Origin of the sequence: Nesterenkonia cremea, assembly GCF_014642675.1 — a bacterium.
Lineage (GTDB): Bacteria > Actinomycetota > Actinomycetes > Actinomycetales > Micrococcaceae > Nesterenkonia > Nesterenkonia cremea.
The window spans coordinates 337,872-357,801 of record NZ_BMIS01000001.1; the positions used below are offsets into that span (position 1 = coordinate 337,872).

General features: G+C 66.4%; 16 protein-coding genes. 5 read left to right on the top strand and 11 right to left on the bottom strand.

The annotated features are described in order from the left end of the window. Nucleotides 1–339: 339 nt before the first annotated feature. From IEW85_RS01565 to IEW85_RS01575, 3 genes are all read left to right on the top strand, one after another. The gene (locus IEW85_RS01565) at nt 340–621 is read left to right on the top strand and encodes a hypothetical protein (protein WP_188682215.1); all 282 of its coding nucleotides are present in this window, start codon (nt 340–342) and stop codon (nt 619–621) included. Nucleotides 622–1,157: 536 nt separating this feature from the next. Beyond that, the gene (locus tag IEW85_RS01570; protein WP_188682217.1) at nt 1,158–2,393 is read left to right on the top strand and encodes a glycine cleavage T C-terminal barrel domain-containing protein; all 1,236 of its coding nucleotides are present in this window, start codon (nt 1,158–1,160) and stop codon (nt 2,391–2,393) included. A 24-nt stretch (nt 2,394–2,417) separates the two neighbouring features. Next, nucleotides 2,418–4,181, top strand: a complete 1,764-nt coding sequence (locus tag IEW85_RS01575; protein ID WP_188682219.1) for a formate--tetrahydrofolate ligase — start codon at nt 2,418–2,420, stop codon at nt 4,179–4,181. A 70-nt stretch (nt 4,182–4,251) separates the two neighbouring features. On the opposite strand, the gene mmsB is transcribed toward IEW85_RS01575, so the two are convergent. The 7 genes from mmsB to hutU all read right to left on the bottom strand — a co-directional run bounded on the left by mmsB (nt 4,252) and on the right by hutU (nt 15,019). Further along, on the bottom strand, nt 4,252–5,433 hold the full coding sequence (gene mmsB / locus IEW85_RS01580; RefSeq protein ID WP_188682221.1) for a multiple monosaccharide ABC transporter permease: 1,182 nt from the start codon (nt 5,431–5,433) through the stop codon (nt 4,252–4,254). 6 nt (nt 5,434–5,439) lie between these two features. Beyond that, complete coding sequence (locus IEW85_RS01585) at nt 5,440–7,092, bottom strand: ATP-binding cassette domain-containing protein (protein ID WP_188682223.1); 1,653 nt, start codon at nt 7,090–7,092, stop codon at nt 5,440–5,442. 113 nt (nt 7,093–7,205) lie between these two features. Beyond that, nucleotides 7,206–8,351 carry a multiple monosaccharide ABC transporter substrate-binding protein gene (gene chvE, locus IEW85_RS01590; protein WP_188682498.1) on the bottom strand — a complete coding sequence of 382 codons (1,146 nt, stop codon included), beginning with the start codon at nt 8,349–8,351 and terminating at the stop codon, nt 7,206–7,208. Between the two features lie 477 nt (nt 8,352–8,828). After that, nucleotides 8,829–10,151 (bottom strand): flavin monoamine oxidase family protein, encoded by a 1,323-nt coding sequence (locus IEW85_RS01595; protein ID WP_188682225.1) that lies wholly within the window; start codon nt 10,149–10,151, stop codon nt 8,829–8,831. Nucleotides 10,152–10,424: 273 nt separating this feature from the next. Further along, nucleotides 10,425–11,978 carry a histidine ammonia-lyase gene (gene hutH, locus IEW85_RS01600; protein WP_188682227.1) on the bottom strand — a complete coding sequence of 518 codons (1,554 nt, stop codon included), beginning with the start codon at nt 11,976–11,978 and terminating at the stop codon, nt 10,425–10,427. A 43-nt stretch (nt 11,979–12,021) separates the two neighbouring features. Next, nucleotides 12,022–13,227: an imidazolonepropionase gene (gene hutI, locus IEW85_RS01605; protein WP_188682229.1), complete on the bottom strand. Its 1,206-nt coding sequence runs from the start codon at nt 13,225–13,227 to the stop codon at nt 12,022–12,024. Between the two features lie 76 nt (nt 13,228–13,303). Continuing rightward, nucleotides 13,304–15,019 carry a urocanate hydratase gene (gene hutU / locus IEW85_RS01610; protein WP_188682232.1) on the bottom strand — a complete coding sequence of 572 codons (1,716 nt, stop codon included), beginning with the start codon at nt 15,017–15,019 and terminating at the stop codon, nt 13,304–13,306. A gap of 147 nt (nt 15,020–15,166) precedes the next feature. Here hutU and hutG point away from each other — a divergent pair, with 147 nt between their 5' ends. Further along, nucleotides 15,167–16,192 carry a formimidoylglutamase gene (hutG, locus tag IEW85_RS01615; RefSeq protein ID WP_188682234.1) on the top strand — a complete coding sequence of 342 codons (1,026 nt, stop codon included), beginning with the start codon at nt 15,167–15,169 and terminating at the stop codon, nt 16,190–16,192. 91 nt (nt 16,193–16,283) lie between these two features. Then, nucleotides 16,284–16,856, top strand: coding sequence for an IclR family transcriptional regulator (locus IEW85_RS01620; RefSeq protein ID WP_229658699.1), 573 nt, complete (start codon nt 16,284–16,286; stop codon nt 16,854–16,856). Nucleotides 16,857–17,016: 160 nt separating this feature from the next. Here the strand turns inward: IEW85_RS01620 and IEW85_RS01625 are convergent, their stop codons facing one another. From IEW85_RS01625 to IEW85_RS01640, 4 genes are read right to left on the bottom strand one after another with little or no spacing between them, the layout of a single operon-like run. Beyond that, on the bottom strand, nt 17,017–17,784 hold the full coding sequence (locus tag IEW85_RS01625) for a 4'-phosphopantetheinyl transferase family protein (protein ID WP_188682238.1): 768 nt from the start codon (nt 17,782–17,784) through the stop codon (nt 17,017–17,019). After that, nucleotides 17,781–18,578: an ABC transporter permease gene (locus tag IEW85_RS01630; RefSeq protein WP_188682240.1), complete on the bottom strand. Its 798-nt coding sequence runs from the start codon at nt 18,576–18,578 to the stop codon at nt 17,781–17,783. The genes IEW85_RS01625 and IEW85_RS01630 overlap by 4 nt, the downstream gene beginning before the upstream one ends. Next, entirely contained in the window at nt 18,575–19,585 is a 1,011-nt protein-coding gene (locus IEW85_RS01635; RefSeq protein WP_188682241.1) for an ATP-binding cassette domain-containing protein, read from the bottom strand. Before IEW85_RS01635 ends, IEW85_RS01630 begins: the two co-directional genes overlap by 4 nt. Further along, nucleotides 19,582–19,791, bottom strand: a complete 210-nt coding sequence (locus IEW85_RS01640; protein ID WP_188682244.1) for an MbtH family protein — start codon at nt 19,789–19,791, stop codon at nt 19,582–19,584. The genes IEW85_RS01635 and IEW85_RS01640 overlap by 4 nt, the downstream gene beginning before the upstream one ends. Nucleotides 19,792–19,930: the final 139 nt, after the last annotated feature.

Genomic DNA, 19,930 nt, shown 5'->3' on the forward strand with positions numbered 1-19,930 from the left:
GTCACGTCGAGGTCTTTCGGATGGATGGCGTAGGAACCTCCATCGTCGGGAGACCTCGACGTCTACCTGCGGACCGACGCGCCCGGCCGACCTACACCCTCATCTGGGAAGAGCCAGTTTAATGACTGTTCTTCATTCTGTATATATTGCGAAACTTTGAGTATTTTATTGTCGGAATACAAGTTCCTTTGAGTTACCGTAACATGTGTTGAGGGGTTGAGTGGTGTGTCTGATGCTGGACCGCCAGCCCGAATACTCCTGTCGCTTCTCGGTCGACAAAGTTCGTCTCCGTCCAGCCTGGTGGCGATTGATGCTCGTTGCATCGGTGGGCTGGCCAGGATGAGGTGGGCCAAGGCTCACGTCGGCACGGCCGACGATGAGTTCGGTGAGATCGTCCTGTTGAAGGAGTTTGACGAGACATTGCGCAAGGCCCTGTGTGTCTTCGCGAGCGAGCTGCCTCCGGCCCCCGTGATCGTCCAATGCGATGATCGGCTGTCGGCTGGAGGGCCTGCCGTCGAGTCCGGCTGTTCTGTCCTCGCTGCCGGGTGGTCTGGCCGCGGTGAGGAGCGCTTGATCCTGGAAGCAGATCTGCTGCCGACGCTCGGGGCGCACCATCACTGATGGATGGTCAGAGGAGTTACGCGTTGCCCAGACTGCACGCGATGAGGAGGGCGGAGTCAGAATGCTCTCTGCCGAGGGCGACTATTGGTATCGACGGGTGGCAGTGGCAGGGTGCCGTGGCATCCCTGTGGTCGAACCTGGAGTGGCCGGCCAGGTGATCCGCACTCTGGGCTTGGCTGGGGTGCGCCGGGTCAGAGCCGCCTGTACGATCTTTCCGGGCCATCACGGACAACGCCCAGGGGTGTTGCGCATCCCTGCCCGACGTCGGGTGGGGATAGTCATCTCTGGTGGGCATGAGCGCGGCCTGAGGCCGACTGCATGCCCGCCTGGTCCCTCGAGGCCTGTTCGATGTGTTGAGTTCCACGGGATGGTGTCCTGAGCGGCAGAGTTTCCGGGGGCTCAACACAGCTGACGCCCCGCCAGCCTTGCTCCGCAGTGCCCTCTCTGTCGCACTCTGCGCACCCTATTGTGTGATGCAGAACACAATGCCATCCTGGAGGTGTCTCAACGACGAGGCAGAATCCGGGGAGGCTCCCATGACACTCGATGAAGGCCGCATCATCCTCGACGACGGCGCCGGCTCCGTCATCCCTGACCCTCGGATCCTCTTATATCCGCGGCTCAGGAAATCTCCGTTCTTCTGGGCGTCGCGCCGCCACGGCGTCGCGATGTACAGCGTCTATAACCACACCTATCACCCCCGCCACTACGGCGACCCCGTGGCCGAATATTGGGCTCTGCTCAACGGCGTCACGCTCTGGGACGTCGGCGTGGAGCGTCAGATCGAGATCACCGGTTCTGACGCCTTCGACTTCACCAACATGCTGGTCCCGCGGGACCTGTCCAAATGCGACGTAGGCCAGTGCAAATACGTCTTCATCACCGGTGAGGACGGCGGCATCCTCAATGATCCCGTCCTGCTCCGACTGGGCGAGAACCACTTCTGGCTCTCTCTGGCCGACAGTGACATCCTGCTCTGGGCACGCGGCCTGGCCCTGAACTCGGGCATGGACGTGACCATCGAGGAGGTGGATGTCGGGCCTGTCCAGGTTCAGGGTCCGCTCTCCGGCGAGGTCATGGCCTCCATCTTCGGTGTGGGCGTCTACGACGTCGGCTACTATCGGCTCCACGAGTATGAGCTGGACGGCATGGAGGTCATCGTCTCCCGCACCGGCTACACCGCGGAGCTGGGCTTCGAGATCTACGTGAAGAACGCCTCCCGGGACGGCGTGCGCCTCTGGGAGACCGTCTTCGCCGCAGGTCAGCCCTACGGGATGCAGGTGATCGGCCCCTGCCATCTGCGCCGCATCGAGGCGGGGATCCTCGCCCACGGCTGCGACATCACCTTCGGCACCAACCCCTTCGAAGTGGGTATGGGCTACGACTGGATGGTGGACCTGGAGCAGGAGGCCGACTTCATCGGTAAGCAGGCCCTGACCAGGATCAAGGAGGAAGGCGTCAGCCGCAGGCTGGCCGGCGTAGAGATCGGCGGCGAGCCGCTGGGCACCTTCAACGACGGCTCCATGATCGAGGCCTTCGGCGTCCTCCACGGCGGCGAACGCGTCGGCGAAGTCACCTCCGCCTGCTTCTCCCCGCGACTGGAGCGCAACATAGGCTTCGCCATGGTCCCCGTGGCCCTGAGCGAGCTCGGCACAGCGCTGCAGATCCAGACGCCGGAGGGCCTGGTGGACGCAGTCGTGGTGCCCAAGCCCTTCGTAGACCCCACCAAGGAGACGCCGAAGCAGGCGTTCGGCCCGGCCGGCACTGTCTGAACGCCGCTCAAGGAGGATCGCCCTATGGCCAGTCAGCGTCCGCCCGCCGCCCCGCAGGCGAACTCGCATCCACCGCTCACCGCCCAGGACAGCCTGGGGATCTCCGCCCAGACCCAGCTGCGGCCCATCGAAGAGATCGGAGCCGAGCTGGGCCTGGGACAGGAGGAGATCGAACCCTACGGGCGCGGCGTCGGGAAGGTGGACCTGGCGGCCATCCAGCGCCTGGCCGGCCGTCCGCAGGCCAGATTCATTCTGGTCACCGCCATCACTCCCACTCCGCTGGGCGAGGGCAAGACGACGACGGCCGTCGGGCTCAGTCAGGGGATGGCGCGCACCGGGCGGCGCGCCGCCGTTGCGGTCCGGCAACCCTCGCTGGGCCCCACGATGGGCATCAAGGGCGGCGGCACCGGCGGCGGTTGGAGCCAGGTGGTGCCCATGGAGAGGCTCAACCTGCACCTGACCGGAGACATCCACGCCGTCACCGCGGCGCACAATCAGCTGGCGGCCATGGTGGACAACCACCTGCACCGCGGCAGCCCCTCCGGCCTGGACCCCGAACGGGTGAGCTGGCGCCGCGTCATGGATGTCAACGACCGCTCCCTGCGCCAGATCGTCACTGGTCTGGGGCCCGCCGGGGGAGGCCCGACGGCGAACGGCCCGCTCCGCCAGACCGGCTTCGACATCACCGCGGCCTCCGAGGTGATGGCCACGCTCTCCCTGGCGCGATCGCTGGAGGATCTGCGGGCCAGACTGGGCCGGATCGTCGTGGGCAGCACCCCTGAGGGGGAGTTGGTCACCGCTGAGGACATCAAGGCCGCCGGGGCCATGACCGTGCTGCTGAAGGAGGCGCTGCGGCCCAATCTGCTGCAGACCGTGGAGCACACTCCTGCGCTGGTGCACTGCGGGCCCTTCGGCAACATCGCCACCGGCAACTCCTCCGTGGTGGCCGACCTGATCGGCGGCCGCGCCACCGACTATCTGATCACCGAGGCCGGATTCGCCGCGGATATAGGGGCGGAGCGGTTCTTCAACATCAAATGCCGGCTCTCCGGCATGACGCCCGATGCCGCCGTCGTCGTGGCCACCGTGCGCGCGCTCAAAGTGCATTCGGGGCGGCACCGGGTGGTGGCCGGCAAGCCGCTGCCCGAGGGGATGCTGGGCGAGAGCCCTGAGGACGTCCTGCTGGGCGCGGAGAATCTGCGGGCCCAGCTGCGGATCATTCGGCGCCACGGCGTCACCCCGGTGGTGGCGGTCAACGCGTTCCCCACCGACTTCGCCAGCGAGCATGAGGTGATCGCCCAGGTCGCGGCGGAGGAGGGTGCCCGCTGCGCGCTGTCCACGCATTTCGTCGAGGGCGGCGCCGGTGCCGCAGAGCTGGCCGAAGCCGTGGCGGAGGCCGCCGAAGAGCCCAGCGAGTTCCGCTTCCTCTACCCGGAGGAGGCGCCGCTGACCGAGAAGATCGAGACCATCGCCACCCAGGTCTATGGGGCCGAGGGCGTGGATTTCTCTCCCGCGGCCTCCACCGCGCTGGCCGCCTTCACCGAGGCCGGCTACGGGCACCTGCCGGTCTGCGTGGCCAAGACGCACCTCTCGCTGTCCTCGGACCCGGCGTTGAAGGGAGCCCCGAGCGGCTGGCGGCTGCCGGTGCGCGAGGTCCGGCTCTCCGCCGGAGCCGGATTCGTCTACCCCATCTGCGGGACTATGCAGACCATGCCCGGCCTGGGCTCCGCGCCCGCGGCTGAGAACATCGACATCGACGCCGAGGGCAACCCGCGCGGACTGTTCTGAGGTCCCGGGGGTGAGCCGTCTGAGCTGAGCCGCCGGCGTCGGGAAGAACGCATATCCCGACGCCGGCGGCTCATTTCTCCGTGGCCACCCGCTTCTTGCTCCACACGTCGAAGGCCACAGCCAGCACCAGGACCACGCCGCGCACCACGTTCTGGGTGGACTGGTCGATGCCCATGATCTGCATGCCGTTGGACATCACCGCCATGATGAGTCCGCCGATGATCGCGCCCTGGACCTTGCCCACACCGCCGGTCACCGCGGCGCCGCCGATGAAGGCCGCCGCGATCGCATCCAGCTCGAACATGTAGCCGGCACCGGGCTGGGCCGAGTTGGACCGTGCCGAGTAGACGATGCCCGCCACAGCGGCCAGCACGCCCATATTCACGAAGAGCAGGAAGTTCACCCGCGTGGTCTTCACCCCGGAGAGCTTGGCCGCCTGCAGGTTCCCGCCCATGGCGTAGATATGCCGGCCGAAGACGGTCCGCTGGGTGACGAACCCGTAGATCAGCACCAGCGCGGCCAGCAGGATCAGCACGATCGGCATGCCTCGGGCATTGGCCAGCCGCCAGGCGAAGGCCAGGATCACCGCGGCCACCAGCAGAACCTTCACCGCGAAGAGCCACAGCGACTCCACCGATTGGGAGTATTCGAGCTTGCGCATCCGCACCCGCCACTGCTGCACGGCGAAGCCCAGCACCGCCAGAACGCCGATCAGCAGCGTGAAGACGTCATAGCCGGGTCCGCCCAGCAGCCCGTTGAGGAAGCCGCCGGCGATCTGCTGGTACTCGCTGGGGAACGGGGAGAGCGAGACATTGTCCAAGGTCTGCATGGTCAGCCCGCGGAAGATCAGCATGCCGGCCAGGGTCACGATGAACGCCGGTATCCCGACGATCGCCACCCAGAACCCCTGCCAGATGCCTACCAGCGCCCCGGTGGCCAGGGCGGCGATGATGCCCACCCACCAGGGCAGCCCCTCACGGATGACGACGACGGCGGCCACCGCTCCGGTCAGCGCCACCACGGAGCCCACGGAGAGGTCGATGTGCCCGGCCACGATGATCATCACCATGCCGATGGCCAGGATCAGGATGTAGGAGTACTGCAGGACCAGATTGGTCAGGTTACCGGGGCTGAGCAGCGTGCCTCCGGTGAGCGCGGTGAACAGCAGCACGATGAACACGAAGGCGATGTAGATGCCGCTCTGGCGGAGGTTCCGGGTGAAGAGCTCCGCGATGTTGGAGGTGCCGGCCATATGTCCTCAGTTCCCTTCCGCCGTCTCCGGCTCAGCGGTCATCAGTTCCATGAGCCGCTCCTGGTCGGCCTCGGCCGCGGAGAGCTCACCGGTGATCCGTCCTTCGGCCAGGGTGTAGACCCTGTCGCAGATGCCCAGCACCTCGGGGAGCTCGGAGGAGATCATGAGGATCGCCTTCCCAGAGGCGGCGAGCTGATTGATGATGGAGTAGATCTCGTACTTCGCGCCGACGTCGATTCCGCGCGTGGGCTCGTCCAGGATCAGCAGCTCGGGTTCGGTGTAGAGCCATCTGCTCAGCACCACCTTCTGCTGGTTGCCGCCGGAGAGCTGGCCCACCAGCGACATGACCGTGGGCGCCTTGATGTTCAGGGATTCCCTGTAGCGCTCGGCCACGGTGATCTCTTCGTGGGTGTTGATGAAACCGCGCGGAGCCACCTTGTTCAGCGCCGCGGCGGTGATGTTGTGCCGGATGTCCTGGATCAGGTTCAGCCCATAGCGCTTGCGGTCCTCGCTGACGTAGGCGATGCCGTGCCGGATGGCCTCGGCCACGCTGCGGATCTTCACCGGCCGCCCGTGCATGTGCACGGTGCCGCGGATGTCCCGCCCATAGGACCGGCCGAACACACTCATCGCCAGCTCGGTGCGTCCGGCACCCATCAGGCCCGCGATGCCGACCACCTCCCCGGCCCGCACGTTCAGCGAGGCATCCCGCACCACCATCCGGTCGGGCTGGGTGGGGTGGCGGACCTGCCAGTCCTGGATCCGGAAGACCTCCTCACCGATCTCCGCCTCACGCTCCGGGTACATATTGGCCATGTCTCGGCCCACCATGCCGCGGATGATCCGCCGGGTGAGCGCGGCACTGTGCTGCTGAGAGCCCCCGACGACGACGGGAGCCTCCCCGATGTGGGGACGGTCGGCGTCGGGGTGGGTTGCGGCGTCGGGGCTGACTGCGGGGGAAGTGCCGGCGTCGGCGTGCATATCGATGGTCTCGATGGTGGCGCCGTCGCGGATCACCGTGGTGGAGTCCGCGATGGAGGCGATCTCGCCGAGCTTATGGGAGATGATGATGCAGGTGACGCCCTCCTCGCGGAGCTCGCGGATGAGGCTGAGGAGGTGCTCGGAGTCGTCGTCGTTCAGCGCGGCGGTGGGCTCATCCAGGATGAGCAGCCGGACGTTCTTGCTGAGCGCCTTGGCGATCTCCACCAGCTGCTGCTTGCCCACTCCCAGATGGCCCACCGGGGTGATGGGGTTCTCGGCCAGGCCCACGCGGCGCATCAGCTGCGCTGCCCGGGCGTTGGACTCGTGCCAGTTGATCACCCCGGCGACGGACTGTTCATTGCCCAGGAAGATGTTCTCCGCCACGGAGAGATGCGGCACCAGGGCCAGCTCCTGATGGATGATCACGATCCCCTTCGCCTCAGACTCGTTGATCGAGGAAAAGCTGACGTGATCGCCGTCGAAGTGGATCTCTCCCTCATAGCTGCCGGAGGGGTGGACCCCGGAGAGCACCTTCATCAGGGTGGACTTGCCGGCGCCGTTCTCCCCGCAGATCGCGTGGATCTCCCCGCGGCGGACGCTCAGGGTCACCTCGGAGAGTGCGACGACGCCGGGGAAGCGCTTGGTGATGGAGCGCATCTCGAGGATGTGGTCGCTCATGGTCCTCCTCCTCGACCGTGGGGTCGATGCTGGATCCCGCCGGGCCGATGGGCTCGTGGGTCGGTGGGCCCGTGGGCCCGGCGGGTCAGGATCGGATGCTCAGGGCGGTCCGGTCAGAGCTGGCCGGAGTCGACCTGCTCCTGGGTGTAGTACTCGGAGTCGATGAGGATCTCCTCGTAGTTGTCCTCCAGGACCATCTCCACGTCGAGCAGATAGGAGGGCACGACGATCTCGCCGTTGTCGTAGGTCTCGGTGTCATTGGCCTCCGGCTCTTCGCCGCTGAGGTAGGCCTCCGCCGCGACGATCGCCTCATCGGCGAGCTGGCGGGTGTCCTTGAAGATGGTGGAGTGCTGGACGCCGTCGGCGATCAGCGAGACCGAGGCGATCTCGGCGTCCTGCCCGGTGACCACCGGCAGGCCGTCCTCGATGGTGTCGCCCCAGCCGTCGTTCTGCAGGGCCTGGATGATGCCGCGGGAGAGCGGATCCGCCGGGGCGAGGACTCCGTGGAGCTCCTCATCGCCGGAGTAGTGGGTGGTCAGCAGGTTCTCCATGCGCTCCTGGGCGGTCTCCTGCTCCCAGCGCTGGGTGGCGGCCTGCTCGATGTCGGTCTGGCCGGAGGTCACCTCGAGCGTTCCGTCTTCGATATAGGGCTCCAGAGTGTCGATCGCACCCTCCCAGAAGAGGTGGGAGTTGTTGTCGTCCAGGGAGCCGGCGAAGAGCTCGATGTTCAAGGTCTCCTCGGGGGCGTCCTGGGCCTCCTCGAAGTTCTCATCCAGCACGCCCAGGCCGTAGAGCAGCGCATTGGCCTGGTTCACGCCGACCTCGTAGTTGTCGAAGGTGACGTAGAAGTCCACATCCTCGCTGTTGGTGAGCAGACGGTCGTAGGCGATCACGGGGATGCCGGCGTCGGCCGCGGCGTCGAGCTGACCGGTCAGGGCCGAGCCGTCGATGGAGGCGATGATCAGGACATCGACCTCCTGGGTGATCATCTGATCGATCTGCTGCGACTGGGTGGGGATGTCATCATCGGCGTATTGGAGGTCGACGTTGTAGCCGAGCTCCTCCAACCCCTCCTCCACGGCGGCGCCGTCGTTGAGCCAGCGCTCATAGGTCTGGGTGGGCATGGCGACGCCGGCGGTGAGGTCGCTGGGGTCGGCATCGGGGTCCGGGTCGGCGGATCCGGCGCCCTCTCCCTCGCAGGCGGTCAGCGCGAAGGCCAGGATCACCCCCGTTCCGAGGAGCGCCTTGGGCCGGGGCATTCTCGAGGTGCTTCGCATGGTCTCCTCCTTGGGTGCCCGTTGCGCCGGGCAGAAATCTCATACGACGTGATGTGCCTCACATGATACTCCTGACTAAGGGCGCCTGATAGAGAGACTCGCGGAAAAGTTCTATGGGGGCTCAAAATAGGGGGTTCAGGGGATGCATCGACAAGCCAGGGCAGGCAGCCGCAGAAGGTGCATGCAGGGAGAGGTCGGCTGCTGACTGACTCCCCCGCGCCTGGGCCGCCGGGGTCACGCCGTGCTCATTCTCGATGGGCAGCGAGCTGAGAACATCGACATCGACGCCGAGGGCAGTCCGCGCGGACTCTTCTGGGTCAGGTCACCGCTCCAGCGGGAACAGCATTGCGGGGAGGCCGTCGCCCACCCTTCACGGCCGCCGGCGAAGGAAGGGCGACGGCCTCGCGCGGGACTCTGTCTCCGGGGCCGCCGACCGGAGCCGGCAGGTTCAAAGCGTCATCAGCCGGCGGCAATGCGGTCGGCTTCACGCTCACCGGCTCGCACGGCACCTTCGATGTAGCCGTTCCAGATCTCCGAGGTCTCGGTCCCGGCGAAATGCAGGCCGTCCCACGGCTGCTTGAGGATGGAGCCATAGCGGTGCATGTTCCCCACAGCGAAGCTGCTCGAGAAGCAGCCACCGGTGAACGGTTCGTCCTCCCACGAGAACTCGATGAACTCTGTGGGCCCATGCAGCCGCTGGTCATTGAGCCGCTCGGCCACCTCCTCCAGCAGGATCCCGGGACGGTCCTGCGCCGGCAGCTGGGTGAGCTGCGCCGCCTGCTCACCGTAGACGAAGAAGGTCAGCACGCCTCGGGCATCGCCGGGAACGGAGTTGTCGACTGCCTCGGTGATCCAGCCGTCCTGACTGTTGAACACGCCGGAGAGACCCTGGTCGTGCCACAGTGGTGCGGGGTAGACGGCATGGAACTTCAAGGAGTGTCCTGGCATCAGGCTCCGGAGGGCCCGCCGCTTGGGCGAAGGCAGTGCTGGGCTGATGTCGACTGCCGCCAGAGCCGTCGGAGGCAGGGTGGAGATCACCTGATCGGCGATGAGCTCCCGGCCGTCTGCGCTGTGGATTCGCCAGGTGTCCCCTTCGCGCTGAAGGCCCACCGTGCAGAACTCGAAGAGGATGCGCTCGGCTCCGAGATCCTCGGCCATGCGCCTTGCCAGTGCCGGTGGGCCGCCGATCACTCGGTCCTGCTGGGCGCCGCCCCGAGTGGAGGTCAATGACTCGACCCCTCCGCCGCTGCGGATGTAGAAGAGCATCTGCAGCACAGAGATATCGCCGGCGTCCTTGCCCAGCAGGCCTCCGGCGAGGGTGCGCCCGACGAACTCGGCAGCGTCTCGGTCCGCGTGCTGGTGCAGCCAGGTGTGGAACGTCATGCGATCCAGCTCCGCGGCGCCAGGGGTGTTCTCCACCGCAGTGAGGTCCACGTCCTGGGCCCAGGTGTCGACGTCGGCATAGAGCGCTTCGACAGACTCGGGCAGAGCGGAGTTCCGCTGGTCTGAGACATGGTAGACGGCTTCACCCTGCTCTTGGAGTGGGAAGAGTTCGAGGCCGTACTGGTCGACCAATTCGTACATGCGGTCCTGGGTCGGGCCGAACCATTGGCCGCCCAGGTCGATCTGAAGGGTTGGTTCGATGTGCTTGGTGTGGGTCCGACCGGCCACGCGATCGCGGGCTTCGACGACGACGGCATCGATCCCGTGATCACGGAGTCGGAGAGCCGCGGCCAGGCCGCTGAAGCCTGAGCCGAGGACAGCAACAGAGGTGTGTGGCATTTTCATCGACTTTCGTGCCGCATCACGCCGGACGGTGAGGCGTGGCGGTCATACACGAATTCCTGTTGCCTGGGGCAGATCGGCAACGATCCGTCCTTCCGGTCCGCCATCGGCGGCACCGGATGTATCCATCCTAACAGGAAAACATTACGTATGTAATGTTTGGGGGTGCAGTCGATTCTTCCCAGAGCCGACAGTCTCGGGAGTCTGGGTGCCGGTGCCCCAGATGTGGTGGTGTCGGCCGTCGGCGTTCAGATATGGCGATCCATCTCTTCAGAGCCGCCGCGGGATCGTATGACCGAGTTCCACGGCGTTCTCGACGGCCCGGACGAGATCACCGGAGGCGATCAGGGATTTGGCATCGGCCAGTTCGGGGGCCAGGAAGCGGTCTGGCCCGGGGCCCGGGATCTGTTTTCGGATGAGGTCCAGGACCGCCTGGGCGGCGGGGGCCGGAGCCAGGGAGCGCAGGTCGATGCCGCGAGCCGCTGCAGAGACCTCCACGCCCAGGACTGCAGCCAGGTTGTCCAGGGACCGTCGGAGCTTCCGCGCGGCTGACCATCCCATGGAGACGTGGTCCTCCTGCATGGCAGAGCTGGGAATCGAATCGACGCTGGCCGGCGCTGCCAGTCGCTTGGCTTCCGAGACGAGGGCGGCCTGAGTGTAATGGGCGATCATCAGTCCCGAATCCACTCCAGGGTCATCGGCGAGGAAGGGCGGCAGCCCCTGGTTGCGGCTGGTGTCCATCAGCCGGTCCGTACGGCGTTCAGCGATGGAGGCCACATCAGCCGCCACGATGGCCAGGAAGTCCAAGGTGTGGGCCAGGGGAGCGCCGTGGAAGTTGCCGTTGGAGGAGACCTCTCCGGAGTCCAACACCACGGGGTTGTCGACAGCTGCGCGCAGTTCCCGCGAAGCCACCCGGTAGGCATGCTCCGCAGCATCCCGGGCAGCGCCTGTGACCTGCGGTGCGCACCGCAGCGAATAGGCGTCCTGCACGAGGTGGGTGGAGTCGCGGTGGGAGGCGACGATCGCAGAGTCCTCCAGGGCTGACAGCGTGTTGGCGGCACTCAGGGTCTGTCCTGGGTGGGGTCGAAGGGGTTCGAACAGCTCAGGCAGGAAGACTCGGTCCGTACCATGAAGCGCCTCGACGCTCATCGCCGCGGAGATGTCTGCGGTGGTCAGCAGGTTCTCCAAGTCGTGCAGCGCAAGGACGAGCATCCCCAGCATGCCGTCAGTGCCGTTGATGAGCGCCAGCCCCTCCTTCTCGGCCAGTTCGACCGGAGCGATGCCGGCTTCGGTGAGAGCCTCGGCGGCAGGAGCGGGGTTCCCTTCGGAGTCGAGCACCTCTCCTTCTCCCATGGCCACCAGAGCGCAGGCGGCCAAGGGGGCAAGGTCCCCGGAGCAGCCCAGAGAGCCGTATTCCGGCACCAGCGGGGTGATTCCTGCGTTGAGGATGTCGACGTAGGTGCTCAGCACTTCAGGTCTCACCCCGGTCCGGCCGGTCGCGAGGGTCCTGGCGCGCAGCAGCATCAGCGCACGCACCACCTCCGGTTCTACGGGCTCCCCGATTCCTGCTGCGTGGGAGCGTACGAGGGACTTCTGGAGCTGAGCACGGAGGGAATGCGGGATATGGCGCTGGGCCAAGGCCCCGAAACCGGTGGAGACTCCGTAGACCGGGCGCTCCCTTCCGGCGAGGGATTCGACGGCGCGCCGGGATTCGGCGACGCGTCCCAGCGTCTCTGCGTCGAGCTCGACTCGGGCGTGATGCCGGGCAACAGCGACGACATCCTCTGGGCTCAAAGTCTCTGGGTTCAGGACGACAGGGTTCACAGGTTTCCTCTCAGGCGTGGGGTTCGCGGATCGGGAGCTTGACTCAGTGCACCCGCTGACCCTTGCGCCAGACGGCGTAGGTCAGGGGCATTCCTGGGCGATAGGCGAGGTGGATGGCGCTGGGTGCATCCAGCATGTGCAGGTCGGCATATTTGCCGACTTCGATGGAGCCCACCTGGTGGTGGGCACGCAGGGAGACTGCGGCGTCGAAGGTGGCTGCGCGGATGGCCTCGGCCAGGCTGAGGCGCATCTGCAGCACCGCTGTGGCGACGTTGAAGTTCATCGAGGTGGTGTAGCTCGTTCCGGGGTTGCAGTTGGATGCCAGTGCTACAGGAACACCTGCCTCGAGCAGCCTTCGGGCGGGGGCGAGAGGCTGTCGGGTGGACAGGTCGCAGGCCGGAAGGCAGGTGGCGGTGGTGCCCGGCACCCCTTCAGCACGGTGGGAGTCCCAGTTGGTCCAGGTCTGCGCCAAAGCCTCGATGTCGGCTTCGGTGAGGTGGTTCACGTGGTCCACGCTGGCTGCGCTGAGTTCTGTGGCCAGCTGCACGCCCGAACCTACGCCGAGCTGATTGCCGTGCACCCGCAGCCCGAGCCCAGCCCGCTTGGCTTCGGTGAGCACCTGGCGGGCCTGGTCCTCGTCGAAGGCGCCGGTCTCACAGAAGACGTCAGCCCACTGCACGTGGGGCCGAGCCGCCTCCAACATCGGTCCGGCTGCCAAGGCCGTGTAGGTCTCAGCGCTCTCTCCCGGTGGGATCAGATGGGCACCCAGGTACGTGATGGCATCGATGTCACCGGTCCGCCTCAGATCGTCCAACAAGCGTGCATGCCGGGTCTCTTCCTCCAGGCTGAGCCCGTAGCCGGTCTTGGTCTCCAGGTAGGTCGTCCCGCCGGCGACGGCCTCGGCGACGCGCTGGCGCATGAGGGCCTTCAGCGTGGAGTCGGAGGCGCTCCGGGTGGCCTCCATGGTGGTGCTGATGCCTCCGGCGGCATAGGCGGCCCCTGCCATCCGCGCTTCGAACTCTTCGCTGCGGTCTCCGGCGAAGACCAGGTGGGTGTGTGAGTCCACCCAGCCCGGCAGGAGAGCCCGGCCGCCGGCATCGATCTTCTCATCCGTGGCAGGCACATCACGGGCGGATCCGACCCAGGCGATGCGCCCTTCCTGCATGACGATGGCGGCATCATGGTGGACCCGCCGGTCGGCATCCTGGGTGGTGAGCTCGGAGACGTTCGTGATGAGGGTGGACGTCATGGTGATTGAGGCCTCCTGGTAGTCGTCTTCGCCCGGTGCTCTTCTGTACGCCGCTCCGCAAGGGAGGCCCGGGCCTTCAGCCCTGAGTCTCCTTTGAGCTCATGGGGACCCGGATGCCGCGATCGACGGCGATCTCCTGTGCCTTCTCATAGCCGGCATCCACGTGGCGCAGCACTCCCATGGCTGGGTCATTGGTCAGCAGCGCCTCCAGCTTGGCGGCGGCCAGTTCGGTGCCGTCGGCCACTCCGACCTGCCCTGCGTGGATGGAGCGACCGATGCCGACGCCGCCGCCGTGGTGGATGGACACCCAGGTCGCCCCTGAGCTGGTGGCGGTCAGTGCGTTGAGCAGCGGCCAGTCGGCGATGGCGTCGGAGCCGTCCAGCATGGCTTCGGTCTCCCGGTATGGAGATGCCACCGAACCGGAATCGAGGTGATCGCGGCCGATGACGATCGGAGCCTTGACCTTGCCCTCGGCGACCAGCCGGTTGAACAGAAGGCCGGCCTTGTGGCGCTCGCCATAGCCCAGCCAGCAGATGCGGGCGGGCAGGCCCTCGTACTCGACGTATTCTCCCGCGGCGTCGATCCAGGTGTGCAGGTGCTCATCGTCTGGGAAGAGCTCTTTGATGGCCTCATCGGTGACGCGGATGTCCTCCGGATCGCCGGAGAGTGCCACCCAGCGGAACGGGCCGAGGCCCTCGCAGAACAGCGGGCGGATGTAGGCCGGCACGAAGCCGGGGAAGTCGAAGGCGCGATCGTAGCCGGCGGCACGGGCCTCATCGCGGATGGAGTTGCCGTAGTCGAAGACTTCGCTCCCGCTGTCCTGGAAGCCGACCATGGCTTCCACGTGGCGGGCCATGGATTCCTGGGCCTTCTTGGTGAAGCCCTCCGGGTCCTGCTCTGCCGCGGCCTGCCATTCCTGCACCGTGTGCTCGGTGGGCAGGTAGGAGAGCGGGTCGTGGGCAGAGGTCTGGTCGGTGACGATGTCGATGTCCACCTCACCGGCCTGCTGACGGCGCAGCAGCTCGGGAAACACCTCAGCGGCATTGCCCACGCAGCCCACCGAGAGGGCCCGCTTCTCCTGCTTGGCGGTGGTGACCTTCGCCAGTGCGGCGTCGAGGTCGGTCTCCACCTCGTCCAGATACCGTTTGGACCGGCGGCGATTCAGCCGCTCCTCAGAGACGTCCACGATCAGCACCGCACCGCCGTTCAGGGTGACCGCCAGCGGCTGGGCGCCGCCCATTCCCCCGCAGCCTCCGGTCAGGGTCAGCGTGCCGGCCAACGGCTGTGGGGAACCCGTGCCGCCGCAGCGCTTGCGACCGATTGCGGCGAAGGTCTCGAAGGTCCCCTGCAGGATCCCCTGGGTGGCGATGTAGATCCACGAGCCGGCAGTCATCTGCCCATACATCATCAGCCCCTCGTCCTCCAGCCTGCGGAACTCGGGCCAGCTGGCCCAGTCGCCCACCAGGTTGGAGTTGGCGATCAGCACGCGCGGTGCCCACTTGTTGGTCCGCACGACGCCGACGGGCTTACCGGACTGGACCAGGAGGGTCTCGTCCTCCTCCAGGTCCCTGAGGGTGCCCACGATGGCGTCATAGGCCTCCCAGCTGCGGGCCGCCCGGCCGGTTCCGCCGTAGACCACCAGATCCTCTGGCCGTTCGGCGACCTCGGGGTCCAGGTTGTTCATCAGCATGCGCAGCGGGGCTTCGGTCTGCCAGGACTTGGCACTGATCTCAGCGCCCCGGTCGGCGCGGATGCTCCGGGACGGGTCGTGCTGGGTGAAGCCTGTGGTCATGGGGGCGCCTTTCGATGATCGATCATGAAGCGACTGCATTTCACTCTTTGGGATGACGCTTTCACTTATTAGAACTATGATCTGTCACACATGCAAGCGCTGTGCGATAGAAGCGGTGGCCTGCCGCCGTTGAAAGGGAGGAACACGATGGCTCATGCTTCCGCCGTCTGCTGGTCAGGCAGAGATGATGGTCCCGGGGCAGAGCACGCACGCTGGCACTCGGTGGTCCGCCCCCGGGCCGTGGATTCTGGGTCGTTGGGCTCAGGGTCGCCCCAGAACTCTGAGGGTGGGGGTGGAGGTGTCCACCTGCTGGGGTTCGGCACTGACGAGGGGGTGCGCCGCAACGGCGGGCGGACTGGAGCGGCTCAGGGTCCCGCGGCGCTGCGGCGGGTCATGGCGAACGGTGCAGTTCATGGCGTTCTGGGATCGGGTGCGCATGAGGTCATCGATCACGGTGATGTGTTGGTCGAGGCCGGTGCTCTCGAGCCCGCGCAGGAAGCCGCCGGATGCGCCGTCGCCGCTGCGCTCGACGCAGCTGCCGGAGGACTGGCCATCGTCCTCGGTGGGGGTCATGAGGTGGCCTGGTCCTCTTACTTGGGGCTGCGTGCCTCGCACCTGCTGAGCGACCCCTCTGAGCCCGTCCGTTGGGGGGTGCTGAATCTGGATGCGCACTTCGATCTGCGCAGTGAAGACCGTGCCACTTCTGGAACCCCGTTCCTCCAGATGGCGGAGGCTGAGCGGGACGACCTCCGAGGTCCGCTGAACTATGCGGTGCTGGGCATAGCCGAACCTTCGAACACCTCCGCCCTGTTCGCCAGGGCCCGAGATCTCGGGGTGCGGTGGATGACAGATGTGGAGTGCGCGGAGGCCGGGCCCGCGGGGGTGCGCCGTTTCGTGGAGGAGTTCTCCGCCGGACTGGATGTCCTCTACCTGACAGTGGATCTTGATGTGCTGCCGGCTGCGGTCGCACCGGGGGTCTCTGCCCCGGCAGCGCTCGGTGTGGACCCTGCGTCGGTGCTGGCCGCCGTGAGAGCCGCCGCCTCCAGCGGGAAGCTGCGGCTCATGGATGTGGTGGAGCTGAACCCCGCGTTGGATGCCGATCTGCGGACAGCGAGAACCGGCGCCCGGATCATCGATGAGGCGGTTCGTACAATGTATGACATTCACACCTGAGGAGAGGGATCATATGCCGGAGAACTCCACGCGCACAGTCCAGCGGGCGCTGGCCCTTCTGGCTGCCGTGTGCGAGAGAGGAGATGCCAGCTTGGCGGAGGCATCCCGCGACTGCGACCTCTCCTCCAGCACGGCATTCCGGCTGATGCGGACCCTTGAGTCCTCGGGGTTTCTGGCGCGGTCCTCCGACCATACCTTCCGGCCCGGCCCCTGGCTCATCCGGCTGGGAGCTCAGGCGTTCAGCCAGGACATGTTGGTGCCTCTCAGCCGGGGGCCGATGGAATCCGTGGTGGAGGCGACCGGAGAGTCCGTGTGTCTCTCGGTGCCCGGCGTCGGAGACACTGCGATGTATGTCGCGATCGTCGAAGGCACCTACTCGGTCCGCCACACCAACTGGGTGGGGCGGACCATCCCGTTGAAAGGGTCCGCGGCTGGTGAGGTGCTGCGCGGCGGCATCCCGGAAGCCGGTTATGTGGTGCTTGAGAACACGGTCGAGGAGGATGTCACCGCCATCTGTGCCCCGGTCTGCGTCGGCGGCGAGGTGCCTGCCGCCATGAGCACCCTGGTGCCGAGCTACCGTCTGGACGAGCGTCGGCGACAGGTGTGCGGTGCAGCGCTGGTGGCCGCCGCCTCCGAGGTCTCCCAAGCCTTGGGGGCCGAGTGATCCTGCATCAGCCCCGACCTCGTCCTCGCCGACTCATCACCTGCTGGTGCAGCGACTCCTGGAATCCGTCCCATCTCTTGCGACAGAACCTCGGAACTGAGCCCAGTACAGATCACCCCCTGGCCCACCCCAGGAATCGCGAAAGAGCACCCCTGCGCTTCTAACGCGCAGGAAGTCCCCACGCAGCTCTGACATCCACGATGTCTCCAAGGACGCGCGCCGCCATCGCAGCGGCGTAACCGGGAGGGGACGGAATCAGGCAGCACCAGAGACCGTGAACATCGGAGTCCGGTGTTTCCTTCACAGGTCGCCAGCGAAGGGTCGTGGAGCTGTTGGCGCTGTGCCAAAGCGTGGTGGCTTCAGTGCCTCCCAGCAGGAGCTGCGCTGGAGGCAGGGTAAGGCCTACTCCTGCAGCCTTCAGAACTGCCTCCTTGAGCACCCAATACTCGATTTTCTTCTGGTCGGCCTGTTCACCGTGCGTAGGACTGAAAATTCGCCGTTCGGTGGGATGCAGCGCATACTCATCGAAGCCTGCGCAAACCTGTTCAGGGATGGCCTCTAGGTCGACTCCTACGTGATGCCGGTGTTCTGCAGCAGCAGCAAGCACGTGTCGAGCTGAACTCGAACTGCTCAGACTCACGCCGTCCAGTTCAGGGCGCCCGTGAGGGCCCCCGCACTGTCGACAACTGTGTTGGATATCCAGCTGCGCCGCATCTTTCAAGTTCCTGCCGGTTCGATGGGTCGCGATCAGTCGCAGCGCTGCGCGCGCGCTGAGCGCGCGCAACCGATCTGCGGGGTTTCGCTTACGCAGAGAATTCTCGTGATCCTCTCGCGCGACGGCGTCTTCGATATGACGGAGCGCGCCGCCGGTCAGCTGAGGAAGCCGCGACTCCAGTTCAGAACTGGAGGTCAGCAGGGCCGAGATCATCGCTTGCTGATGCGCCGATACTGGCTCACCGCGATCGGCGCGAAGGCGGCGATGATCGCCAGACAGCACAGTATGGCGTAGAGCATCGCGTTCTCCGCAGGCCAGCCCCCGGCCTCTTGGAACTGCGCTGGGGCGCTGTTGCCGAAGCCCTGCCGGGAGGCGGTGGCGATGGCGGTGACCGGGTTCCATGCCGCGATCCCCTGCAACGGACCGGGCAGCGAGTCTGCTGAGACGAAGGCTCCGGAGATGAAACAGACTGGGAACAACCAGAGCAGCCCCAGGCTCTGAGCCACCTCCACGCTGCGCGCGGTCAGCGCGACGACAGCACCCACCCAGGCGATGGCAAAGGCGTAGAGCAGCAACAGCAGGAAGGTGAGGGTGACAGTGAGCGGATCCGTGGTGGCCCGCCACCCGATCGCCAGTCCACAGAGCACCAGCACCACCGTAGAGATCACGCTGGTGATCAGGTCAGACCAGGTACGGCCCAGCACCACTCCCACTCGTGACATCGGCAGCACCCGGAACCGGTCCACGATCCCATGGTGCAGGTCCTTGGCCAGGTAGACCGCGGTGAAGGAGGAGTTGAAGGTCAAAGTCTGCGCGAGCAGCCCTCCGATGAGGAACTCCCGGTACTCCGCGCCGCCCAGGGCGCCTCCGAAGACGAAAGCCATGATCAGCACGAAGATGATCGGCTGGGCCACCCCGGTGACCAGGGCCCCGGGGGTCCGGCGGACGTTCGTGAAGTTCCTCTGCGCGATGATGCCGCCATCCCGTACTGCGGTGAGCACACTCATGGGCGGGCCTCCTCTCGGGCCGGTGCATCGAAGTGCTGGGTGGAGGGGCCGGTCGCTGAGCCCTCGACGGCACGTACCCCGGCCGGACGCTGGGTGATCTTCAGGAAGACGTCGTCCAGGGTGGGCTGGCGCAGGGAGGCTTCCACGACCTCGATCTGTGCCTCGGCCAGCGCGTTGAGCGCCGCCTGCAGGCTCTCCTGGCGACGCGGCGCGGTTGCGCTGAGGCGCAGTGACAGATCATCCGCAGTCACCTCCAGGCCGATGCGACTCAGTGCGGCGCGCGCCGCGGGGACTGCGTCGCTGAGCTCGAAGGCCAGGTCGATGTGGGAACCACCAGCCTGGGCCTTCAGCGCCGCCGGGGTGCCCTCGGCCACGATTCGCCCACCGTCGATCACCGCGATCGAGTCGGCGAGCTCATCCGCTTCCTCGAGGTACTGAGTGGTCAGCAGTACGGCGGTGCCGTCCTCGGCGAGGGCAGAGATGGCATCCCAGGTGTCGCGTCGGCCACGGGGGTCAAGCCCAGTGGTCGGCTCGTCGAGGATCACCACCGGTGGGCGGGCTACCAAAGCCCCCGCCAGATCCAATCGGCGGCGCATTCCACCCGAGTAGGAGCCGGCCCGCTGTCCCATGGGCACGCCGTCGAGCCGGAAGTGCTCCAGCAGCTCCTGCGCACGGGCCTTCGCGGCTCGGCGCCGCATCCCGTAGAGCTGACCCACCAGCGTGAGGTTTTCGAGTCCGGTGAGCTTGTCATCCACAGCCGCATACTGCCCGGAGACTCCGAGGCTGCGCCGGGCTGCGTCACCCTGCGTGCGCACGCTGTGTCCAGCGATGGACGCGTCACCGCCGTCGGGCTCCAGCAGCGTGGTCAGCACGCGCACCGTCGTTGTCTTACCTGCCCCGTTGGGGCCCAGCAATCCCTGAACGGTGCCGGCCGGGACCTCGAGGTTCACGCCGTCCAGCGCCTGGAAGGTGCCGAAGCTCTTGGTGATCGACTGGAGGGAGATCAAGACACTGCCAGGTCGCGTTCGAATACCGGGGTGATGTCCTGCCAGTGCTGCTCGACGTAGTCGAGGCAGTCCTGCCGTGCGGCCGCGCCGAAGACGGCCACCCACCCGCTGGGGACATCGGCGAACTCTGGCCAGAGCGAATGCTGACCAAGTTCATTGATGACTACCCGGAACTGCACATCATCTCGGTCAAAAGGGTTGGTCATCGGTGTACTCCTGAGTCGGCTTCTCTCTACTGGCCGCACTGGTTCTCGCGGCGTCGTGAGTAGTTCGTAACCTGTCCGTGATCAGATGGTCGCCTTCTGCAATTTTTGAGGACCTGCCCCGGACAGGCCACGGAGTCCC